This is a genomic window from Streptomyces sp. NPDC020422 (genome assembly GCF_044386705.1).
Lineage (GTDB): Bacteria > Actinomycetota > Actinomycetes > Streptomycetales > Streptomycetaceae > Streptomyces.
Window position 1 is genome coordinate 171,775 of sequence record NZ_JBIRVJ010000008.1, and the last position, 14,545, is coordinate 186,319.

Sequence of the window (14,545 nt, forward strand, 5' to 3'; positions counted from 1 at the left end):
AACATGACAGCTGTCCCGGCAGGCGGCATGGTGACCAGGAACAGGCTTCCGCCGCCAGGTCCGACAGACGAGGATTCCGCCATGTCCCTTCACCGGCGTCTCACCATCGCCACCGGGGCCGCCCTGCTCACGCTCGCCGTCACCGGCTGCTCGGGCCTCGGCCGCAGCATGGTGGGCACGCTCGAGTACGAGACCGGACGCAAGCTCGAGGTGACGGTGACCAGCCCTTCGGTGAAGGGCTGCCACAAGCTGGCGCCGTCGGGCGTGACGAAGATCGTGAACAACACGCTGGTGGACATCCAGCTCTACCGGACCCGGGACTGCCGCGGCGAGCGGCCCGTCTACGTGGCCAGCAACACCGGCAACGAGATCACGCCGGGAACCCTGCCCTGGCGCAGCTACAACGTCATCCACTGACCCGGGCGGGCCGGGCGCGCACCCAGGTGCCGTCCTCGGTCAGATAGGCGTCGACGGCGAGGCCCGCCTCGGCGAGGTGCCCTTCGAAGGCCTCGCGGGTCAGCGGGCGGGACAGGAAGGTCTGGGTCCAGCGGGCGTCCGGGAACAGATACTCGGCGAACACGGAGCGGACCCCGTCGCCGACCGGCTCCGCGGACACGATCCGTACGGTGTACCCGGCCGGATCGTGCCGCTCCCTGGGCAGGTCGACGTGGTAGTCGGCGCCCTCGCGCTGGATGAGGACGGATCCGTCCTCCTTCACATGGCGGCGGCAGGTCTCCAGGAGCGCCTGCCGGGTGGCGTGGTCGGCGGCGTGCACGAGGAACGAGCCGAGCACCACGGCGTCGAAGCGGCGTCCGAGCTCCAGGCTCTCGATGGGGCTGTGCACAGTCTCGGCGCCCGGCGCCCGCTCGCCGACGGCGGCCAGCATCTCCGCCGACTCGTCCACGGCGGTGACGGCGAAGCCCCGTTCGACCAGCGGGGCGGTGACCCGGCCGGCCCCGCTGCCCAGCTCCAGGAGGGTGGCGCCGGCCGGCAGCGCCGCGGCGATCACGTCGGGCTCGCCGCCGACGGCGAGCCGCCGGTACAGCTCGACGGCACAGCCGTCCGGGGTGATCGGCCCGGGGCCGGTCCCCCGGTGGCCGGAGCGCCTGCGACCCGCACCCCTGGGTTCACTCATGACCTCTCACGTCCCTCCTGGCCGGCGGTGCTTTCGCATCGTGCGTCGCGGGTAGATGCTGGAAGTGCCCTCGGGGGTTCTCGGCGGGAGATGCGTCGCCATGCGTACCGGTAGCGAACCGCGGACCGCGCGCAGTCCGCTGCGGCTGCGGTTCTGGCTCAGTCTGTGGGGGCTGCTGTGGGCCGGCTTCGGCACCACGGTCTTCTCGCTGGTCGAGCGGCCCGGCTGGGCCGCGGCGTGCGGAGTGCTGTTCCTGGTGGCTGCCGTCGACCTGATCATGGTCGTGCACCACATGCGGCAGGGCCCGCACTGGCAGCCGGGCCGTGACATCCCCCCGTACGAGCCGGACCGCGGCGATCGCGGTCGCTGACGTCCGCCGGGCACGAGGCCGGCCGGAGCTCAGTCGGCGGCGCCGGCCGCCCCGTCGAAGCGGGCCGCCTCCAGGTACTCCGGCTTCGGGTCGAGCGCGGCGGCGAGGCGGAAGTGGCGGGTGGCCTGGTCCGGGCGGCCGGATCTCTGGTAGGTGCGGCCGAGCGCGAAGTGCGCGAACGCGTTGTCCGGCTCGCGCTCCAGGACCAGCTCGAACTCGAGCTCGGCCGGTCTCAGTTGGGCCGCGGCGAAGAAGGCGCGGGCGCGCAGCAGCCGGGCCGCGGTGTTCTCCGGATGGGCGGCGATCACGGAGTCGAGCAGCTTGACGGCACCCCTCGGGTCCCGCGCGGCGAGCAGCTGCTCGGCGGCGCGGAAGTCGATGACGTGGGTCTCCGGGTTCCTCTCGGCCACAGTGGCTTCCTTCCCCTCGCTCCGGCGGTTCAACAGCGGGCACGGCGACCGTATTCCGCGGGACTCCGGCCTGCCCGGGCGCCCGTGGAGGTCATCTCTACCCGGCTCCGGGGCCCGTTGCGACCCACCGCACCCCGGCATTCCCCGGAGGGGTCGCCGCCGCTACCCCTACGGGTTCCCCGCGGCGCGCTCCTTGAGCGTCTCCCAGACCTTGCGGACCTGGGGCTCCAGCGCCTCCAGCGGTCCGTCGTTGTCGATGACCAGGTCGGCCACGGCCCGGCGCTGCGCGCGGGTGGCCTGCGCGCCCATCCGGGCCCTGGCCTCGGACTCGGTCATGCCGCGCAGCCGGACCAGCCGGTCGAACTGGGTCTCCGGGGCCGCGTCCACGACCACGACCAGGTCGTACAGGGGCGCGAGGCCGTTCTCGGTGAGCAGGGGGACGTCGTGGATGACGACGTCCCCGGCGGTGGCCCGGGCCTCCAGCTCGGCAGAGCGGGCGCCGACCAGCGGATGGACGATCGCGTTGAGGGCGGCGAGCCGCTCGGGGTCGTTGAAGACGATCGAGCCGAGCTTGGGCCGGTCGAGGGTGCCCTCCGGGGTGAGGATCCCGGGACCGAACTCCGCCACGACGGCCGCGAGCCCGGGCGTACCGGGCTCCACCACCTCCCGGGCGATCCGGTCGGCATCGATCAGCACGGCTCCGTACGAGACGAACAACCGCGACACTTCGCTCTTACCGGCGCCGATGCCGCCGGTCAGGCCGACGGTAAGCACGACCACCCCTCCAGGCTTCGTCCCCGCACGCGTGGGGAGCAATTACCGGCGCCGGTGCCGCCGGTCAGGCCAGCCGGACCAGCCCCGCGATCAACGGGGAGCGGCAACTCGACGGGCAGCCTAGCAGCCGCTAGGCGTCGCCCTCCCGCTCGGCCAGGAAGCGCTCGAACTCGCGGCCCAGCTCGTCGGCCGAGGGCAGGTCGACGGGCTCGGCGACCAGGCTGCCGCGGGTCTCGGCACCGGCCATCGCGTCGTACTGGTGCTCAAGGCCCTGGACGAGCGCGACGAGTTCGTCGTCGCCCTCGCCGATCTGGCGCTCGATCTCGGTCTGGGTGCGCCGCGCCTCGGTGCGCAGGGCGTGCGCGACGCCGGGCAGGACCAGGCCGGTGGCCGCCGTGACGGCCTCCAGCGCGGTCAGCGCCGCGTCCGGGTACGGGGAGCGGGCGACGTAGTGCGGGACGTGGGCCGCGACGCCGAGGGTGTCGTGACCGGACTCCGTGAGGCGGAACTCGATGAGGGACTCGGCGCTGCCGGGCACCTGGGCCTCGTCGAAGGGGCTGCGGTGGCCCGGGACGAGGTCGACGCGGCTGCCGTGCGGGGTGAGGCCGACGGGGCGGGTGTGCGGGACGCCCATCGGGATGCCGTGGAAGTTGACGGCGAGGCGCACGCCGAGGCGCTCGACGATCTGGCGCACGGCGACGGCGAACCGCTCCCACTCGACGTCGGGCTCGGGCCCGGAGAGCACGAGGAAGGGCGCGCCGGTGGCGTCCTGGACGAGCCGGACCTCGATCGAGGGCGTCTCGTACGCCGTCCAGCGGTCGCGCCGGAAGGTCAGGAGGGGGCGGCGGGCCCGGTAGTCCACGAGCCGGTCGTGGTCGAAGCGGGCCACGAGCTGGTGCGGCAGGGTGTCGAGCAGGCCGTCGATGATCTGCTCGCCGGTCTCACCGGCGTCGATGTAGCCGTCGAAGTGGTAGAGCATGACCAGTCCGGCCGACTCCTGTGCCAGGGCCATGTCGACCACGGCCAGGCCCTTCTGGTCCCATTCGTACAAATCCTGGGGATCAAGCACGATTCCACTCCTCCTCGCGTCCTTCCTGGAGAACGCCGACCGGCCCGGCGCCATTCCCCGTGGCCGCGATTTCCCTCTGCCACGAGGGGAAATAGGAGCGGAAAAGACCGAAGCCCGCCTCCCCGAAGGGAGGCGGGCCTCGACGCTAGCTACTGGAGCTCAGCGGTGAGCCTGTTCAGCTCTGGCCGCCGGCCAGCTTCTCGCGCAGGGCAGCCAGGGCCTCGTCCGACGCCAGGGCGCCGGAGTTGTCGTCCGACTCCGAGGAGTACGAGCCACCGGAGACGCCCGCCGGGGCACCGGCCGGAGCGGCGGCGCCACCCTCGGCAGCGGCGGCCTCGTCGGCCTCGCGGGACTTGATGACCTGAGCCTGGTGCTGCTCGAAGCGCTGCTGCGCCTCGGCGTACTGGGTCTCCCAGGCCTCGCGCTGGGTCTCGTAGCCCTCGAGCCAGTCGTTGGTCTCGGGGTCGAAGCCCTCGGGGTAGATGTAGTTGCCCTGGTCGTCGTAGGACGCGGCCATGCCGTACAGGGTCGGGTCGAACTCGACCGAGGCCGGGTCGGCACCGAAGGACTCGTTGGCCTGCTTCAGCGAGAGGCTGATGCGACGACGCTCGAGGTCGATGTCGATGACCTTGACGAAGATCTCGTCGTTGACCTGGACGACCTGCTCCGGGATCTCCACGTGGCGCTCGGCCAGCTCGGAGATGTGGACCAGACCCTCGATGCCCTCGTCCACGCGGACGAACGCACCGAACGGAACCAGCTTGGTGACCTTGCCGGGAACGACCTGGCCGATCTGGTGCGTGCGGGCGAACTGCTGCCACGGGTCCTCCTGCGTCGCCTTCAGCGACAGGGAGACACGCTCGCGGTCCATGTCCACGTCGAGAACCTCGACGGTGACCTCCTGGCCGACCTCGACAACCTCGGACGGGTGGTCGATGTGCTTCCAGGAGAGCTCGGAGACGTGCACGAGGCCGTCGACGCCACCCAGGTCCACGAAGGCACCGAAGTTGACGATCGAGGACACGACGCCGGAGCGGACCTGACCCTTCTGGAGGGTCGTGAGGAAGGTCTGGCGAACCTCGGACTGGGTCTGCTCCAGCCAGGCGCGGCGGGACAGGACCACGTTGTTGCGGTTCTTGTCCAGCTCGATGATCTTCGCCTCGAGCTCCTTGCCCACGTAGGGCTGGAGGTCGCGGACGCGACGCATCTCGACCAGGGAGGCCGGGAGGAAGCCGCGGAGGCCGATGTCGAGGATGAGACCACCCTTGACGACCTCGATGACGGTACCGGTGACGATGCCGTCCTCTTCCTTGATCTTCTCGATGGTGCCCCAGGCACGCTCGTACTGGGCGCGCTTCTTCGAGAGGATCAGGCGGCCTTCCTTGTCCTCCTTCTGGAGAACCAGGGCCTCGATCTCGTCGCCGACCTTGACGACCTCGTTCGGGTCGACGTCGTGCTTGATCGAGAGCTCGCGGCTCGGGATGACACCTTCGGTCTTGTAACCGATGTCGAGCAGGACCTCGTCCCGGTCGACCTTCACGATGACGCCGTCGACGATGTCGCCGTCGTTGAAGTACTTGATCGTCTCGTCGATCGCGGCGAGGAAGGCTTCCTCGTTACCGATGTCGTTGACCGCAACCTGCGGGGTGGTGGCGGTGGTCTCGGTGCTGCTCGTCATGTGGGAAAGGGCTCCGGTACGGACATGAAGTCGTAGGTACTGCTACGCCGAGAGCCCGTATCGCAGCTGAAGAAGCCGGACAGCCAAGGAAGCACCTGACCCGAAGGACGGGGCCTCGAAAACCGAGGGGACATACAACAGATGCGAGCGCGACCTGCTCCGTCTGAGGCGCGCAGGCCCGCAGCGCAACCTTTAGCATACGGGGGCGGCCGGACAGGGTCAATGCGCGAAGCGCTCACCCGGGGCGGATCACCGCAAACCCGGCACAACTCATGTCAGCCCAGGCCATCCTGGGCCGGGGCACCGCGCCGCGGCACTGAGCGCAAACTACATCGACGGGCGAGATGAACCAAGAGTACGGACAGGAAGACGGCCCCGACGGCTTCGGCGAGGAGCCGGAGGCGACCCGGCGTGACGCGGGGGACGCGGAGAGCAGCCGGGCGAGCCGCGGCTGGTGGGACCGGAACGCCGACGAGTACCAGACCGAGCACGGGGCGTTCCTCGGGGACGACCGGTTCGTCTGGGGTCCCGAGGGCCTCGACGAGGAGGAGGCGGGGCTGCTCGGCCCGGCCGACGGGCTGAAGGGCCTCGACGTCCTGGAGATCGGCGCGGGCGCGGCGCAGTGCTCGCGCTGGCTGGCGGCGCGGGGCGCCCGGCCGGTGGCCCTGGACCTGTCGCACCGGCAGCTGCAGCACGCGCTGCGGATCGGCGGCGAGGTGCCGCTGGTGGAGGCGGACGCGGGGGCGCTGCCGTTCCGCGACGGCTCCTTCGACCTGGCCTGCTCGGCGTACGGGGCGGTGCCGTTCGTGGCGGATCCGGTACGGGTCTTCCGCGAGGTCCGGCGGGTGCTGCGGCCCGGCGGCCGGTGGGTGTTCTCGGTGACGCACCCGATCCGCTGGGCCTTCCCGGACGAGCCGGGACCCGAGGGCCTGTCGGTCGCGGCCTCCTATTTCGACCGGACGCCGTACGTGGAACAGGACGAGCAGGGCCGGGCGGTCTACGTCGAGCACCACCGGACGATCGGCGACCGGGTGCGGGACGTGGTGGCCGGCGGCTTCCGCCTCGTGGACCTGGTGGAACCGGAGTGGCCGGCCTGGAACAGCCAGGAGTGGGGCGGCTGGTCCCCGCTGCGGGGGAATCTGATCCCGGGCACGGCGATCTTCGTCTGCGAGCGCGACTAGCCGTCGATCCCCCTCGGACAGGCCCCGAGCGACGACCGATCAGTCGTACTTATCGATGGGGCCTGTGGACAACCGCGCACGCCGGTCGGTGCGGCGTACGAGACTTGCTGCGTGATCCGAAACGACGCGCTCGACCTCCTTCCCGTCCGCCACGCCGTCCCCGAGCTGCTGACCGCGCTCGAGGAGCGGGGTGCCGCGGTGCTGTACGCCCCGCCCGGGACCGGCAAGACCACGCTGGTGCCGCTGGCCCTCGCGGGGCTTATAGGGGACGGACCGCGGCGGCGGGTGCTGGTGGCCGAGCCGCGCCGGATGGCGGTGCGGGCGGCGGCCCGGCGGATGGCCTGGCTGCTCGGCGAGGAGGTCGGCGGCTCGGTCGGCTTCTCCGTGCGCGGCGAGCGCCGCGCCGGCCCCGCGACCCGGGTCGAGGTGGTGACGACGGGCGTGCTGCTCCAGCGGCTCCAGCGGGATCCGGAGCTGGCCGGGGTGGACGTGGTGCTGCTCGACGAGTGCCATGAGCGGCATCTGGACGCGGACACCGCGATGGCGTTCCTGGTGGACGTGCGGGCCACGCTGCGGCCGGAGCTCCGGCTGATCGCCGCCTCGGCGACGAGCGACGCGGAGGCGTGGGCGCAGCTGCTGACGGTCCTGGACGGCAGCGGGCCCGCGCCGATCGTGCGGGGCGAGGGCGAGGGGCACGGTTACGCGGTCCGCTTCGCCGCTCCGCCCGCCGGGATCCGGCCGGCGCACGGCACCTGGGTGGATCCGGCCCTGCTGCGGCATGTGGCGGCGACGGTGCGGGGCGCCCTGGAGCGGCACGACGGGGACGTGCTCTGTTTCCTGCCCGGCACGGGCGAGATCGCCAGGACGGCGGGGCTGCTCGCGGACCTGGACGCGGAGGTGCTCCAGCTGCACGGCCGGGCACCGGCCGCGGTGCAGGACGCGGTGCTGCGGGGCGCGGAGCCGGGCGGGCGGCGCCGGGTGGTGCTGGCGACCTCGGTGGCGGAGTCCAGCCTCACCGTGCCCGGGGTCAGGATCGTGGTCGACTCGGGGCTCGCGCGGGAGCCGCGGATGGATCATGCGCGGGGGCTCGGTTCGCTGGCGACGGTGCCGGTGTCGGTCGCGGCGGCCACCCAGCGGGCCGGCCGCTCCGGACGGGAGGCGCCGGGTGTCGTCTACCGCTGCTGGTCGGAGGCGGAGGACGGGGCGCGGGCCCGCTTCCCCTCCCCCGAGATCAGGATCTCGGACCTGGCGGACTTCGCCCTGCGCGTGGCCTGCTGGGGCGATCCGACGGCCGCCGGGCTCGCTCTGCTCGACGCGCCGCCCGCGGGGGCGATGGCGGCGGGGCGGGCGGTCCTCACCGCGATCGGGGCGGTGGACGAGGACGGCCGGGCCACGGACCGGGGGGTGCGGATGTCCCGGCTCGGTCTGCACCCGCGGCTGGGGCGGGCCCTGCTGGACGGCGCGCCCGAGGTGGGCGCGCGGCGGGCGGCGGAGGTGGTGGCGCTGCTCGGCGAGGAGCCGCCCCGGGAGTACGGGGACGATCTCGCGGCGGCCTGGCGGGAGGCCCGCAGGGGTGGCGACGGCTACGCGGCGCGCTGGAAGGCGGAGGTGCGCCGGCTGGAGCGCTCGGCCGCCGAGGAGACGGGTGAGCGGCCCGGGGGCTCGGCGAGACCGGGGGCGGGAGCGGGCGCAGGAGCGGGCACGGGCTCCGGGGCCGGGGCCCGAGCCGGGGCCGGGGGCGAGGACGCGGCGGCGGGGCTGGTGACGGCGCTGGCGTTCCCGGAGCGGGTGGCCAGGGCCCGGGAGCAGGGCGGATATCTGATGGTGTCGGGGACGGGGGCCCGGCTCTCGGAGGGTTCGGGGCTGCGGTCCAGTGCCTGGCTGGCGGTGGCGGTGGCGGACCGGACGGCGCAGAGTGCGACGGCCCGGGTGAGGCTGGCGGCCGTGGTGGACGAGGAGGTCGCGCGGAGTGCCGCGGGGCATCTGTTCACGGCGGGCGAGGAGGTCCACTGGGAGGACGGGGACGTGGTGGCCCGTTCGGTGGAGCGGCTCGGCGCGGTGGAACTGACGGTGCGCCCGCTGCGGGACGGCGCCGATCCGGCGCGGGTGCGGGCGGCGCTGCTCGACGGACTGCGTCGGGAGGGCACGTCGCTGCTTCGGTGGAGCCAGGGTGCGACGGAGCTGCGGAGTCGACTGGCCTTTCTGCACCGGGAGTTGGGCGAGCCATGGCCGGAAGTTTCGGAGGAGGCCCTGGTGCGCCGGGCGGAGGAGTGGCTGGAGCCGGAGTTGTCGCGGGCGCGGCGGCGGGCGGATCTGGGGCGCATCGAGGCCGGCCAGGGGCTCCAGCGGCTGCTGCCGTGGGCTTCGGGCGAGGCGGGGCGACTGGACGAGCTGGCACCGGAGCGGATCGAGGTGCCGAGCGGTTCGCGGATACGGGTGGACTACGGCGGGGAGCGGCCGGTGCTCGCGGTGAAGCTTCAGGAGATGTTCGGGCTGGCCGAGACGCCTCGGGTGGCGGGGGTTCCGGTCCAGGTGCATCTGTTGTCGCCGGCCGGGCGGCCCGCGGCCGTGACCGCGGATCTGGCCTCGTTCTGGCGGGAGGGCTATCGCTCGGTGCGGGCGGAGCTGCGGGGCCGCTATCCCAAGCACCCGTGGCCGGAGGACCCGTCGACGGCGGAGCCAACCCGGCACACGAGCGCGCGGCAGCGGAGCGGGCTCAGACCGGAGCGGTGACGGGAGCGGGGCGCGGTCGCTCCTCCGGCTCCGGGCGCCGGGAGCGGGCCTCGAGCCAGAGGGCGAGGGCGAGCAGGACGAGGGCGAGGGCGGTGAAGCCCCAGGGGAGGTAGGAGACGAAGAGGAGCACGAGCAGGCGGTTGGACCTGACCAGTTCGCCGACGCTCTCGATGTAGTCCTCGCGCATCTTCACATGGCCCTCGAAGACGGTGACGGTGTCCTGGCCCATGAGGGCCTTGGCGTTGCGGAGCTCCTCCTTGTGGATCTCCTCGCCGTTGACGGGGCCGCCGGTGACGGGGTCGATCCAGAACATGCGCTTGGTGGTGTACCAGCGGGTGAGGCCGGTCTTGGCGAGGACGTCGGGGGTGATGCCCTGGATGGGCATCGTCTTGGGCATGGGGACCCGGGTCCAGGGGATGGTCTGCTCGAAGTAGTAGACCTCCATGCCGCGGAAGGTGCGGGTGCCCCGGTAGTGGATGGGGGCGGAGGTGCGGGTCTGGGCGTCGAAGTACTGGTAGTCCCGCTTCTCGACGAGGAAGGGCCACTTGAACTCGATGCCCTCGCGCCGGACCGGGTCGCCGTCGACCATCTCACCGGTGGCGTGGACGGGGTCCTGGGTGTGGGCGTCGAAGATGTAGCGCTCGGGGATCTTGGAGACCATCTTGCCGTCCGGGCCCGTGACGTAGGAGAGCGCGTCCCAGACGACGACGTCGCGCCCCGCGTCGCGCTCGATCCTCCGGGACTCCTCCACATTGCCCTTGAGGGTCTGGAAGATGGTGATCTTGTCGACCTTCTCGGCCTTGAGGGTCGAGTAGTCGAGCAGGGTCGCGGGCTTCGCCTCCAGGATCGTCTCCTGGTACTGGTTCGACGGGATCTTCACCAGGCGCGGGAAGACGTACCAGCGCAGGGTGGGTGCCATGGCGGCGAAGAAGACGGCGAAGGCGAGCAGGACGAGGCTGGCTCGGCGGCGCATGGCGGGCCCCCTACTTCGCGGGGCCGGGGTCGGCGGTCAGCATCGGCTTCGGCGAGGTGGGCCCGTCGGGCGGCAGATCGACCGTGGAGACGAGCAGGACGAGCAGGAGGACGGGGACGAGTCCGATGGCGGCGGCTACCAGGGCGCGCAAGGTCGGCCTCCCGATGCTCGATCTGATGGGTCGTCAGGGCTGGGGCACCGTAGCAACGCGACCGCGAGATGAGAACACGTTGCACCCAGAACGACGGACGCCGCCCCCGCGTCCTCGCGAGGGACACGGGGGCGGCGCGGCGGAGCCCGGTGGGACTCAGGAGGTCGGCGTGGCCTCCGGCGTCGTCGTGGACTGCGACGGGGAGGGCGTCGGGGTCGGGGTCGGCGTCGGCGTCGGCTCGGGGGCCGGGGCGGTGACCTTCAGCTCGACGGTCAGCGTCCCGCCGCCGGGGGTGGTCAGCCGCAGCAGGTACGTGCCGGCCTTCTCGTCCGCGTACATCTTCGGCAGCGTGAGCACACCGTCGGCGTCGGTCTTCAGCCCGGTGAGGGTGCGGACGGCGGTGCCGCTCGCGTCCTTGAAGTAGGGCCCGTCGGCGGCCTGGCTGCCGTCGGCGGTGACGAAGCCGGCGGTGAGGGCGACGCCGGCGGCGACGGCCCCGGCGTCGGTGGCCTTGACCCGCACCTGGTCGGCGAACTCGGTGCCGGTGGTGGCCGCGAGCTCCTTGGCGTCGAGCCGGGTGAGCTTGTCGGCGCTGCGCTCGGTGACGGTCGCGGTGAGCGAGACCGGGCTCAGGGTGCGGCCCACGACGGTGGCGCCGACGGTGAAGCGGCCGATGCGCTCGCCGGCCTTGAGGCTCGGGGCGAGGGCCTTGCCGGCGGTGCCGGTCGTGGCCGTGATCTCGCGGGCGCCGATGCCGAAGCGGCTGTCGGTGTCCCCGGTGATCCGGAAGCGCACCTGGACGCCGGCGACCGGCTTGCCCGCCGCGTCGAGCGCCAGGACCGCGGGGCGGACGGCGAAGGTGCCGCCGGCGGTGGCCGTCAGGGTGCCGGTGGAGGCGTCCTTGAGCCGTACGACCTTCGTCACCGGGTTCGTGACCGGGGGCGGCGTCGGCGTCGGCTTCGGCACGGCGGGCTTCGACGGGGTCGGCTTCGAGGGGGTCGGCTTCGGGGTCGCCGGCGTCGTCGGGGCGGGCCGGGTCCCGGAGGGCGTGGTGCGGTCGCGGTCGTCGCTGCGGCCGCCGGGCAGCACCCCGGTGCCGTCGGGCACCTGGTGGGTGCCGCGCTTGTAGTACTCGAACCAGGAGAGCACCGTGTTCAGGTACTCGGTCGAGTGGTTGTAGCTGAGGATCGCCCGGTCCAGGTCGGCCTTGACCGCGAGGTTGCGGTCGTTGGCGCACAGGTACATGCCTGCGGCCTGGGCGGCGTCGTAGATGTTGCTGGGGTCCTTCTTCCCGTCGCCGTTGGCGTCCTGGCCCCAGGTGGCCCAGGTGGACGGGATGAACTGCATCGGGCCTATCGCCCGGTCGTGCTTGGTGTCGCCGTCGTAGACGCCGTTGTCGGTGTCCGAGATGTTGGCGAAGCCCACACCGTTGAGGACGGGGCCCAGGATCGGCGACAGGGTGGTGCCGTTGGCGTCGACCCGGCCGCCGCTCGCCTGCCCGGACTCGACCTTGCCTATGCCGGCGAGCAGCTGCCAGGGCAGGTTGCAGTTCGGGTCGGTCGACTTGAGCGACTGCTCGGCGCGCTTGTAGGCGGCGAGGACGGACGCGGGTATGCCGGCCTCGGCCGGGCCGGTGACGATCGGCAGGTTGGTGGGAGCCCCGGGTCTGTTCGGGGTGTTCAGGGGCGGCAGGTCGGTGTAGTACGGCGAGTTGCCGGAGGCCGATCCGCCCGGGGGCGTCGCCGTGTCGCCGACCCCGGTCGGCATGTCGCCGCTCGCGTTGTCCGCGGGCGGGGGCACCATCTCGGGCGCCTGCGAGGCGGCCAGCGCCGCGACCGCCGCCGCCACCACCGCGCCGCTGGTGGCTCCCCTGCGCAGCCGACGACCCAAGTGCGCTGCCATACGTGTGGTCCCTCCCCGTTCACCGCGCCCGCGCTCCCCGCGCGGGATCTGACCACGTGACCCTATGCCAACTCCAGGCGCGGCGGCACCGGGGCCTGACCGTGTTTCACGGTTTCGTCACCACTTGGCCGCCGCCGCGTTCGTCGCCGATCGCTCTTGCATACTGACCGGACGCCAGACGAGGGGAACCCGGTGCCGTTCACGTTGAGCCATGCCGCCGCCGTCCTGCCCGGCATCAGGAGCGACGGCAGAGCGCGCGGGCCCCTGGTGGCCTCGGCGCTCGTCGCGGGCTCCTTCTCGCCCGACATGACCTATTTCGCGGCCACCGCCGCACCCGACGCCATGTTCTTCGGGGACGTCACCCACTCCCCTCTCGGCGTCGTCACCGTCGACGTCCTGATCACGGCCGCGCTGGTGGGCCTGTGGCTGATGGTCCGTGAGCCGCTGGCGGCGCTGCTTCCGGGGCGGTGGCGGGGGCGGGTGTACGGGGTCCTCCGGGGGCGGCCGTGGCGGGAGCGCCGGCCGGCCGGGCTGGCCCTCTGGTTCTGCCTCTCGGCGGTGCTGGGGGCGACGACCCATGTGGTGTGGGACGCGTTCACCCATCTCGACCGGTGGGGCACGCGGCTCGTTCCGGTCCTGGGCGAGGTCGTCGGCGGATTCCCCGTCTATCTGTACGCGCAGTACGGGGGTTCGGCGCTGGCCCTGGTGCTGCTGGGCTGGTTCACCGTACGGGCGCTGCGGGCGGCCCCGGCGGGGGTGGAGCAGCCCGCGGGGGTTCCGGTCCTGGACCGGCGCGGGCGGCTGCCGGCCGCCGGGGTGATCGGGGCGTGCGTGCTGGCCGGCGCGGTCCATCGCGTGCTGCGCTGGTACGCGTACTGGGGCCGGGTCGACACGCCCCTCGACATCATCCCGACGCTGTGCTTCGGGGCGGGTGCGGGGCTGGGGGTCGGTCTGGTGCTGTACGGGGCGGGGGTGCGGCTGCGGCGGGGGCTGGGGCCGGGGGCCGCTCCTGCGACGGACCCTGGAGTCGGCCCTGAAGCGAAGCCCGGAGCGGGCCCTGAAGCGGGCCCGGGAGCCGGTCCGGGTGGCCCGGCGGTTGCGCCGGGCCGTGCGCCGGAGCACTCCCGTCCGGGATCTCGCTGATCCCGTCGGCCGGGGTGAAGCCGCGGTCCGTCGCCGCGCCGCCGCCGAGGCGTCGGTGGACGGCGAGGGCGATGCCCTCCAGGGTGCGCACGCCGTACTTCATGGTCTCGTTGTCGTGGCTCAGCAGAGCGAGCCGGTAGTCGAGGCCTGCGCCCCGGACGACGCCGATGCTGTGCACCCGCCAGCCGTGGGTGGCGCGGGGCAGCCAGCCGTTCTTGAGGTGGACCTTCGCCCCGCGCGGGGCGCCCGCGGTGACGCCCCAGGCCTGGCTGCGGATCACCTGGCCCATCAGGGTGAGCGCGGCGGGGCGGCGTTCGACGGCGGCGAGCAGGGCGAGCTGGTCGCGGGCGGTGGTGCGGGTGAGGCCCCAGTACTTGTCGTGGCCGAGGACGGTGTCGGTGGCGCCGGCCTCGCGCAGCACGCGGTTCATGCGCTCCCGGGACAGGCCCCACCACAGGTCGCTGGTGGCGTCGTTGTCGGAGCGGGTGATCATCGCCTTGAGTCGCCGGGACTCCAGGCCGGTGGGTCCGCGTCCGAGCTCCTCGGCTCGGCCGAGCACCGCCTCCATGATCAGGACCTTCACGATGCTGGCGGAGTCGTAGGAGCGGGTGTCCGAGAGGCCGCAGCGCAGTCCGCGCTTCGGGTCGTGGACGGCGACCGAGACGGTGCCTTCGCGGCCCTTGAGCGCGGTGCGGATGTCCTCGGAGAGGCGGGCGGCGAGGGCGGGGTCCCGGGTCGAGCTGCACGGCTCGGGGGCGGCGGCGGCCGTGCCGGGCGCGGCGGTGGCGGCCGCGAGCGCGCCGAGGAGTGCTCCGGCCAGGGCCCAGGAGTGGGGGCGGGGACGGGGGCGGCTGCGCGTGATCGCGGGCATGAGGCCAGTCTCGGGACGCGGGGCCTCGCGGCGCCGCGCCAGTGGTCCACCTGGCCCAGGGTTCCGCCCCGCCGTCGTGGCGCGGGGCCGGGGACGAGGAGCGGAGGCGCCCGCAGGGGCGCCGTCCGTTGTGCCCCCCTCCCCCGGACTCCGTG

General features: G+C 73.1%; 13 protein-coding genes and 1 pseudogene. 5 read left to right on the forward strand and 9 right to left on the reverse strand.

What is annotated here, in order from left to right:
* Window positions 1–81: 81 nt before the first annotated feature.
* Window positions 82–417, forward strand: a complete 336-nt coding sequence (locus ACH414_RS22645) for a hypothetical protein (RefSeq protein ID WP_382540052.1) — start codon at window positions 82–84, stop codon at window positions 415–417.
* Here the strand turns inward: ACH414_RS22645 and ACH414_RS22650 are convergent.
* Entirely contained in the window at window positions 407–1,135 is a 729-nt protein-coding gene (locus ACH414_RS22650) for a class I SAM-dependent methyltransferase (protein WP_391769603.1), read from the reverse strand. The two genes, ACH414_RS22645 and ACH414_RS22650, sit on opposite strands and share 11 nt — an antisense overlap.
* Window positions 1,136–1,235: 100 nt before the next feature.
* Here ACH414_RS22650 and ACH414_RS22655 point away from each other — a divergent pair, with 100 nt between their 5' ends.
* Window positions 1,236–1,505 carry a DUF6343 family protein gene (locus ACH414_RS22655; RefSeq protein WP_382540058.1) on the forward strand — a complete coding sequence of 90 codons (270 nt, stop codon included), beginning with the start codon at window positions 1,236–1,238 and terminating at the stop codon, window positions 1,503–1,505.
* 29 nt (window positions 1,506–1,534) lie between these two features.
* Here ACH414_RS22655 and ACH414_RS22660 read toward each other — a convergent pair whose 3' ends face one another.
* The 4 genes from ACH414_RS22660 to rpsA all read right to left on the reverse strand — a co-directional run bounded on the left by ACH414_RS22660 (window position 1,535) and on the right by rpsA (window position 5,436).
* Window positions 1,535–1,915, reverse strand: a complete 381-nt coding sequence (locus tag ACH414_RS22660) for a tetratricopeptide repeat protein (RefSeq protein ID WP_382540061.1) — start codon at window positions 1,913–1,915, stop codon at window positions 1,535–1,537.
* A 168-nt stretch (window positions 1,916–2,083) separates the two neighbouring features.
* On the reverse strand, window positions 2,084–2,689 hold the full coding sequence (gene coaE / locus ACH414_RS22665; protein ID WP_398943105.1) for a dephospho-CoA kinase: 606 nt from the start codon (window positions 2,687–2,689) through the stop codon (window positions 2,084–2,086).
* A 130-nt stretch (window positions 2,690–2,819) separates the two neighbouring features.
* On the reverse strand, window positions 2,820–3,758 hold the full coding sequence (locus ACH414_RS22670) for a PAC2 family protein (RefSeq protein ID WP_382540067.1): 939 nt from the start codon (window positions 3,756–3,758) through the stop codon (window positions 2,820–2,822).
* 175 nt (window positions 3,759–3,933) lie between these two features.
* Window positions 3,934–5,436 (reverse strand): 30S ribosomal protein S1, encoded by a 1,503-nt coding sequence (gene rpsA / locus ACH414_RS22675; RefSeq protein WP_019885395.1) that lies wholly within the window; start codon window positions 5,434–5,436, stop codon window positions 3,934–3,936.
* Window positions 5,437–5,780: 344 nt separating this feature from the next.
* Between rpsA and ACH414_RS22680 the strand changes: the two genes are divergently transcribed.
* Window positions 5,781–6,617, forward strand: coding sequence for a class I SAM-dependent methyltransferase (locus tag ACH414_RS22680; RefSeq protein WP_386564992.1), 837 nt, complete (start codon window positions 5,781–5,783; stop codon window positions 6,615–6,617).
* Window positions 6,618–6,728: 111 nt separating this feature from the next.
* Entirely contained in the window at window positions 6,729–9,350 is a 2,622-nt protein-coding gene (hrpB, locus tag ACH414_RS22685; RefSeq protein ID WP_398943108.1) for an ATP-dependent helicase HrpB, read from the forward strand.
* Here hrpB and ACH414_RS22690 read toward each other — a convergent pair.
* From ACH414_RS22690 to ACH414_RS22700, 3 genes are all read right to left on the reverse strand, one after another.
* Window positions 9,334–10,323: a DUF3068 domain-containing protein gene (locus tag ACH414_RS22690; RefSeq protein WP_391769607.1), complete on the reverse strand. Its 990-nt coding sequence runs from the start codon at window positions 10,321–10,323 to the stop codon at window positions 9,334–9,336. The two genes, hrpB and ACH414_RS22690, sit on opposite strands and share 17 nt — an antisense overlap.
* 10 nt (window positions 10,324–10,333) lie before the next feature.
* Entirely contained in the window at window positions 10,334–10,474 is a 141-nt protein-coding gene (locus tag ACH414_RS22695; RefSeq protein WP_382540079.1) for an SPW_0924 family protein, read from the reverse strand.
* 156 nt (window positions 10,475–10,630) lie between these two features.
* Window positions 10,631–12,376, reverse strand: coding sequence for a lytic murein transglycosylase (locus ACH414_RS22700; protein ID WP_382540082.1), 1,746 nt, complete (start codon window positions 12,374–12,376; stop codon window positions 10,631–10,633).
* A 192-nt stretch (window positions 12,377–12,568) separates the two neighbouring features.
* Between ACH414_RS22700 and ACH414_RS22705 the strand changes: the two genes are divergently transcribed.
* Window positions 12,569–13,519: a DUF4184 family protein gene (locus tag ACH414_RS22705; RefSeq protein WP_398943109.1), complete on the forward strand. Its 951-nt coding sequence runs from the start codon at window positions 12,569–12,571 to the stop codon at window positions 13,517–13,519.
* A 139-nt stretch (window positions 13,520–13,658) separates the two neighbouring features.
* Here ACH414_RS22705 and ACH414_RS22710 read toward each other — a convergent pair.
* A pseudogene (locus ACH414_RS22710) lies at window positions 13,659–14,390 on the reverse strand (serine hydrolase); the annotation flags it as partial.
* Window positions 14,391–14,545 lie beyond the last annotated feature (155 nt).

Bases quoted from the DNA above. Each gene is read 5' to 3' on its own strand.
- ACH414_RS22650 (WP_391769603.1), bottom strand. From the start codon at position 1,135: ATGAGTGAACCCAGGGGTGCGGGTCGCAGGCGCTCCGGCCACCGGGGG.
- ACH414_RS22655 (WP_382540058.1), top strand. From the start codon at position 1,236: ATGCGTACCGGTAGCGAACCGCGGACCGCGCGCAGTCCGCTGCGGCTG.
- ACH414_RS22700 (WP_382540082.1), bottom strand. From the start codon at position 12,376: ATGGCAGCGCACTTGGGTCGTCGGCTGCGCAGGGGAGCCACCAGCGGC.
- ACH414_RS22645 (WP_382540052.1), top strand. From the start codon at position 82: ATGTCCCTTCACCGGCGTCTCACCATCGCCACCGGGGCCGCCCTGCTC.
- ACH414_RS22680 (WP_386564992.1), top strand. From the start codon at position 5,781: ATGAACCAAGAGTACGGACAGGAAGACGGCCCCGACGGCTTCGGCGAG.
- rpsA (WP_019885395.1), bottom strand. From the start codon at position 5,436: ATGACGAGCAGCACCGAGACCACCGCCACCACCCCGCAGGTTGCGGTC.
- ACH414_RS22690 (WP_391769607.1), bottom strand. From the start codon at position 10,323: ATGCGCCGCCGAGCCAGCCTCGTCCTGCTCGCCTTCGCCGTCTTCTTC.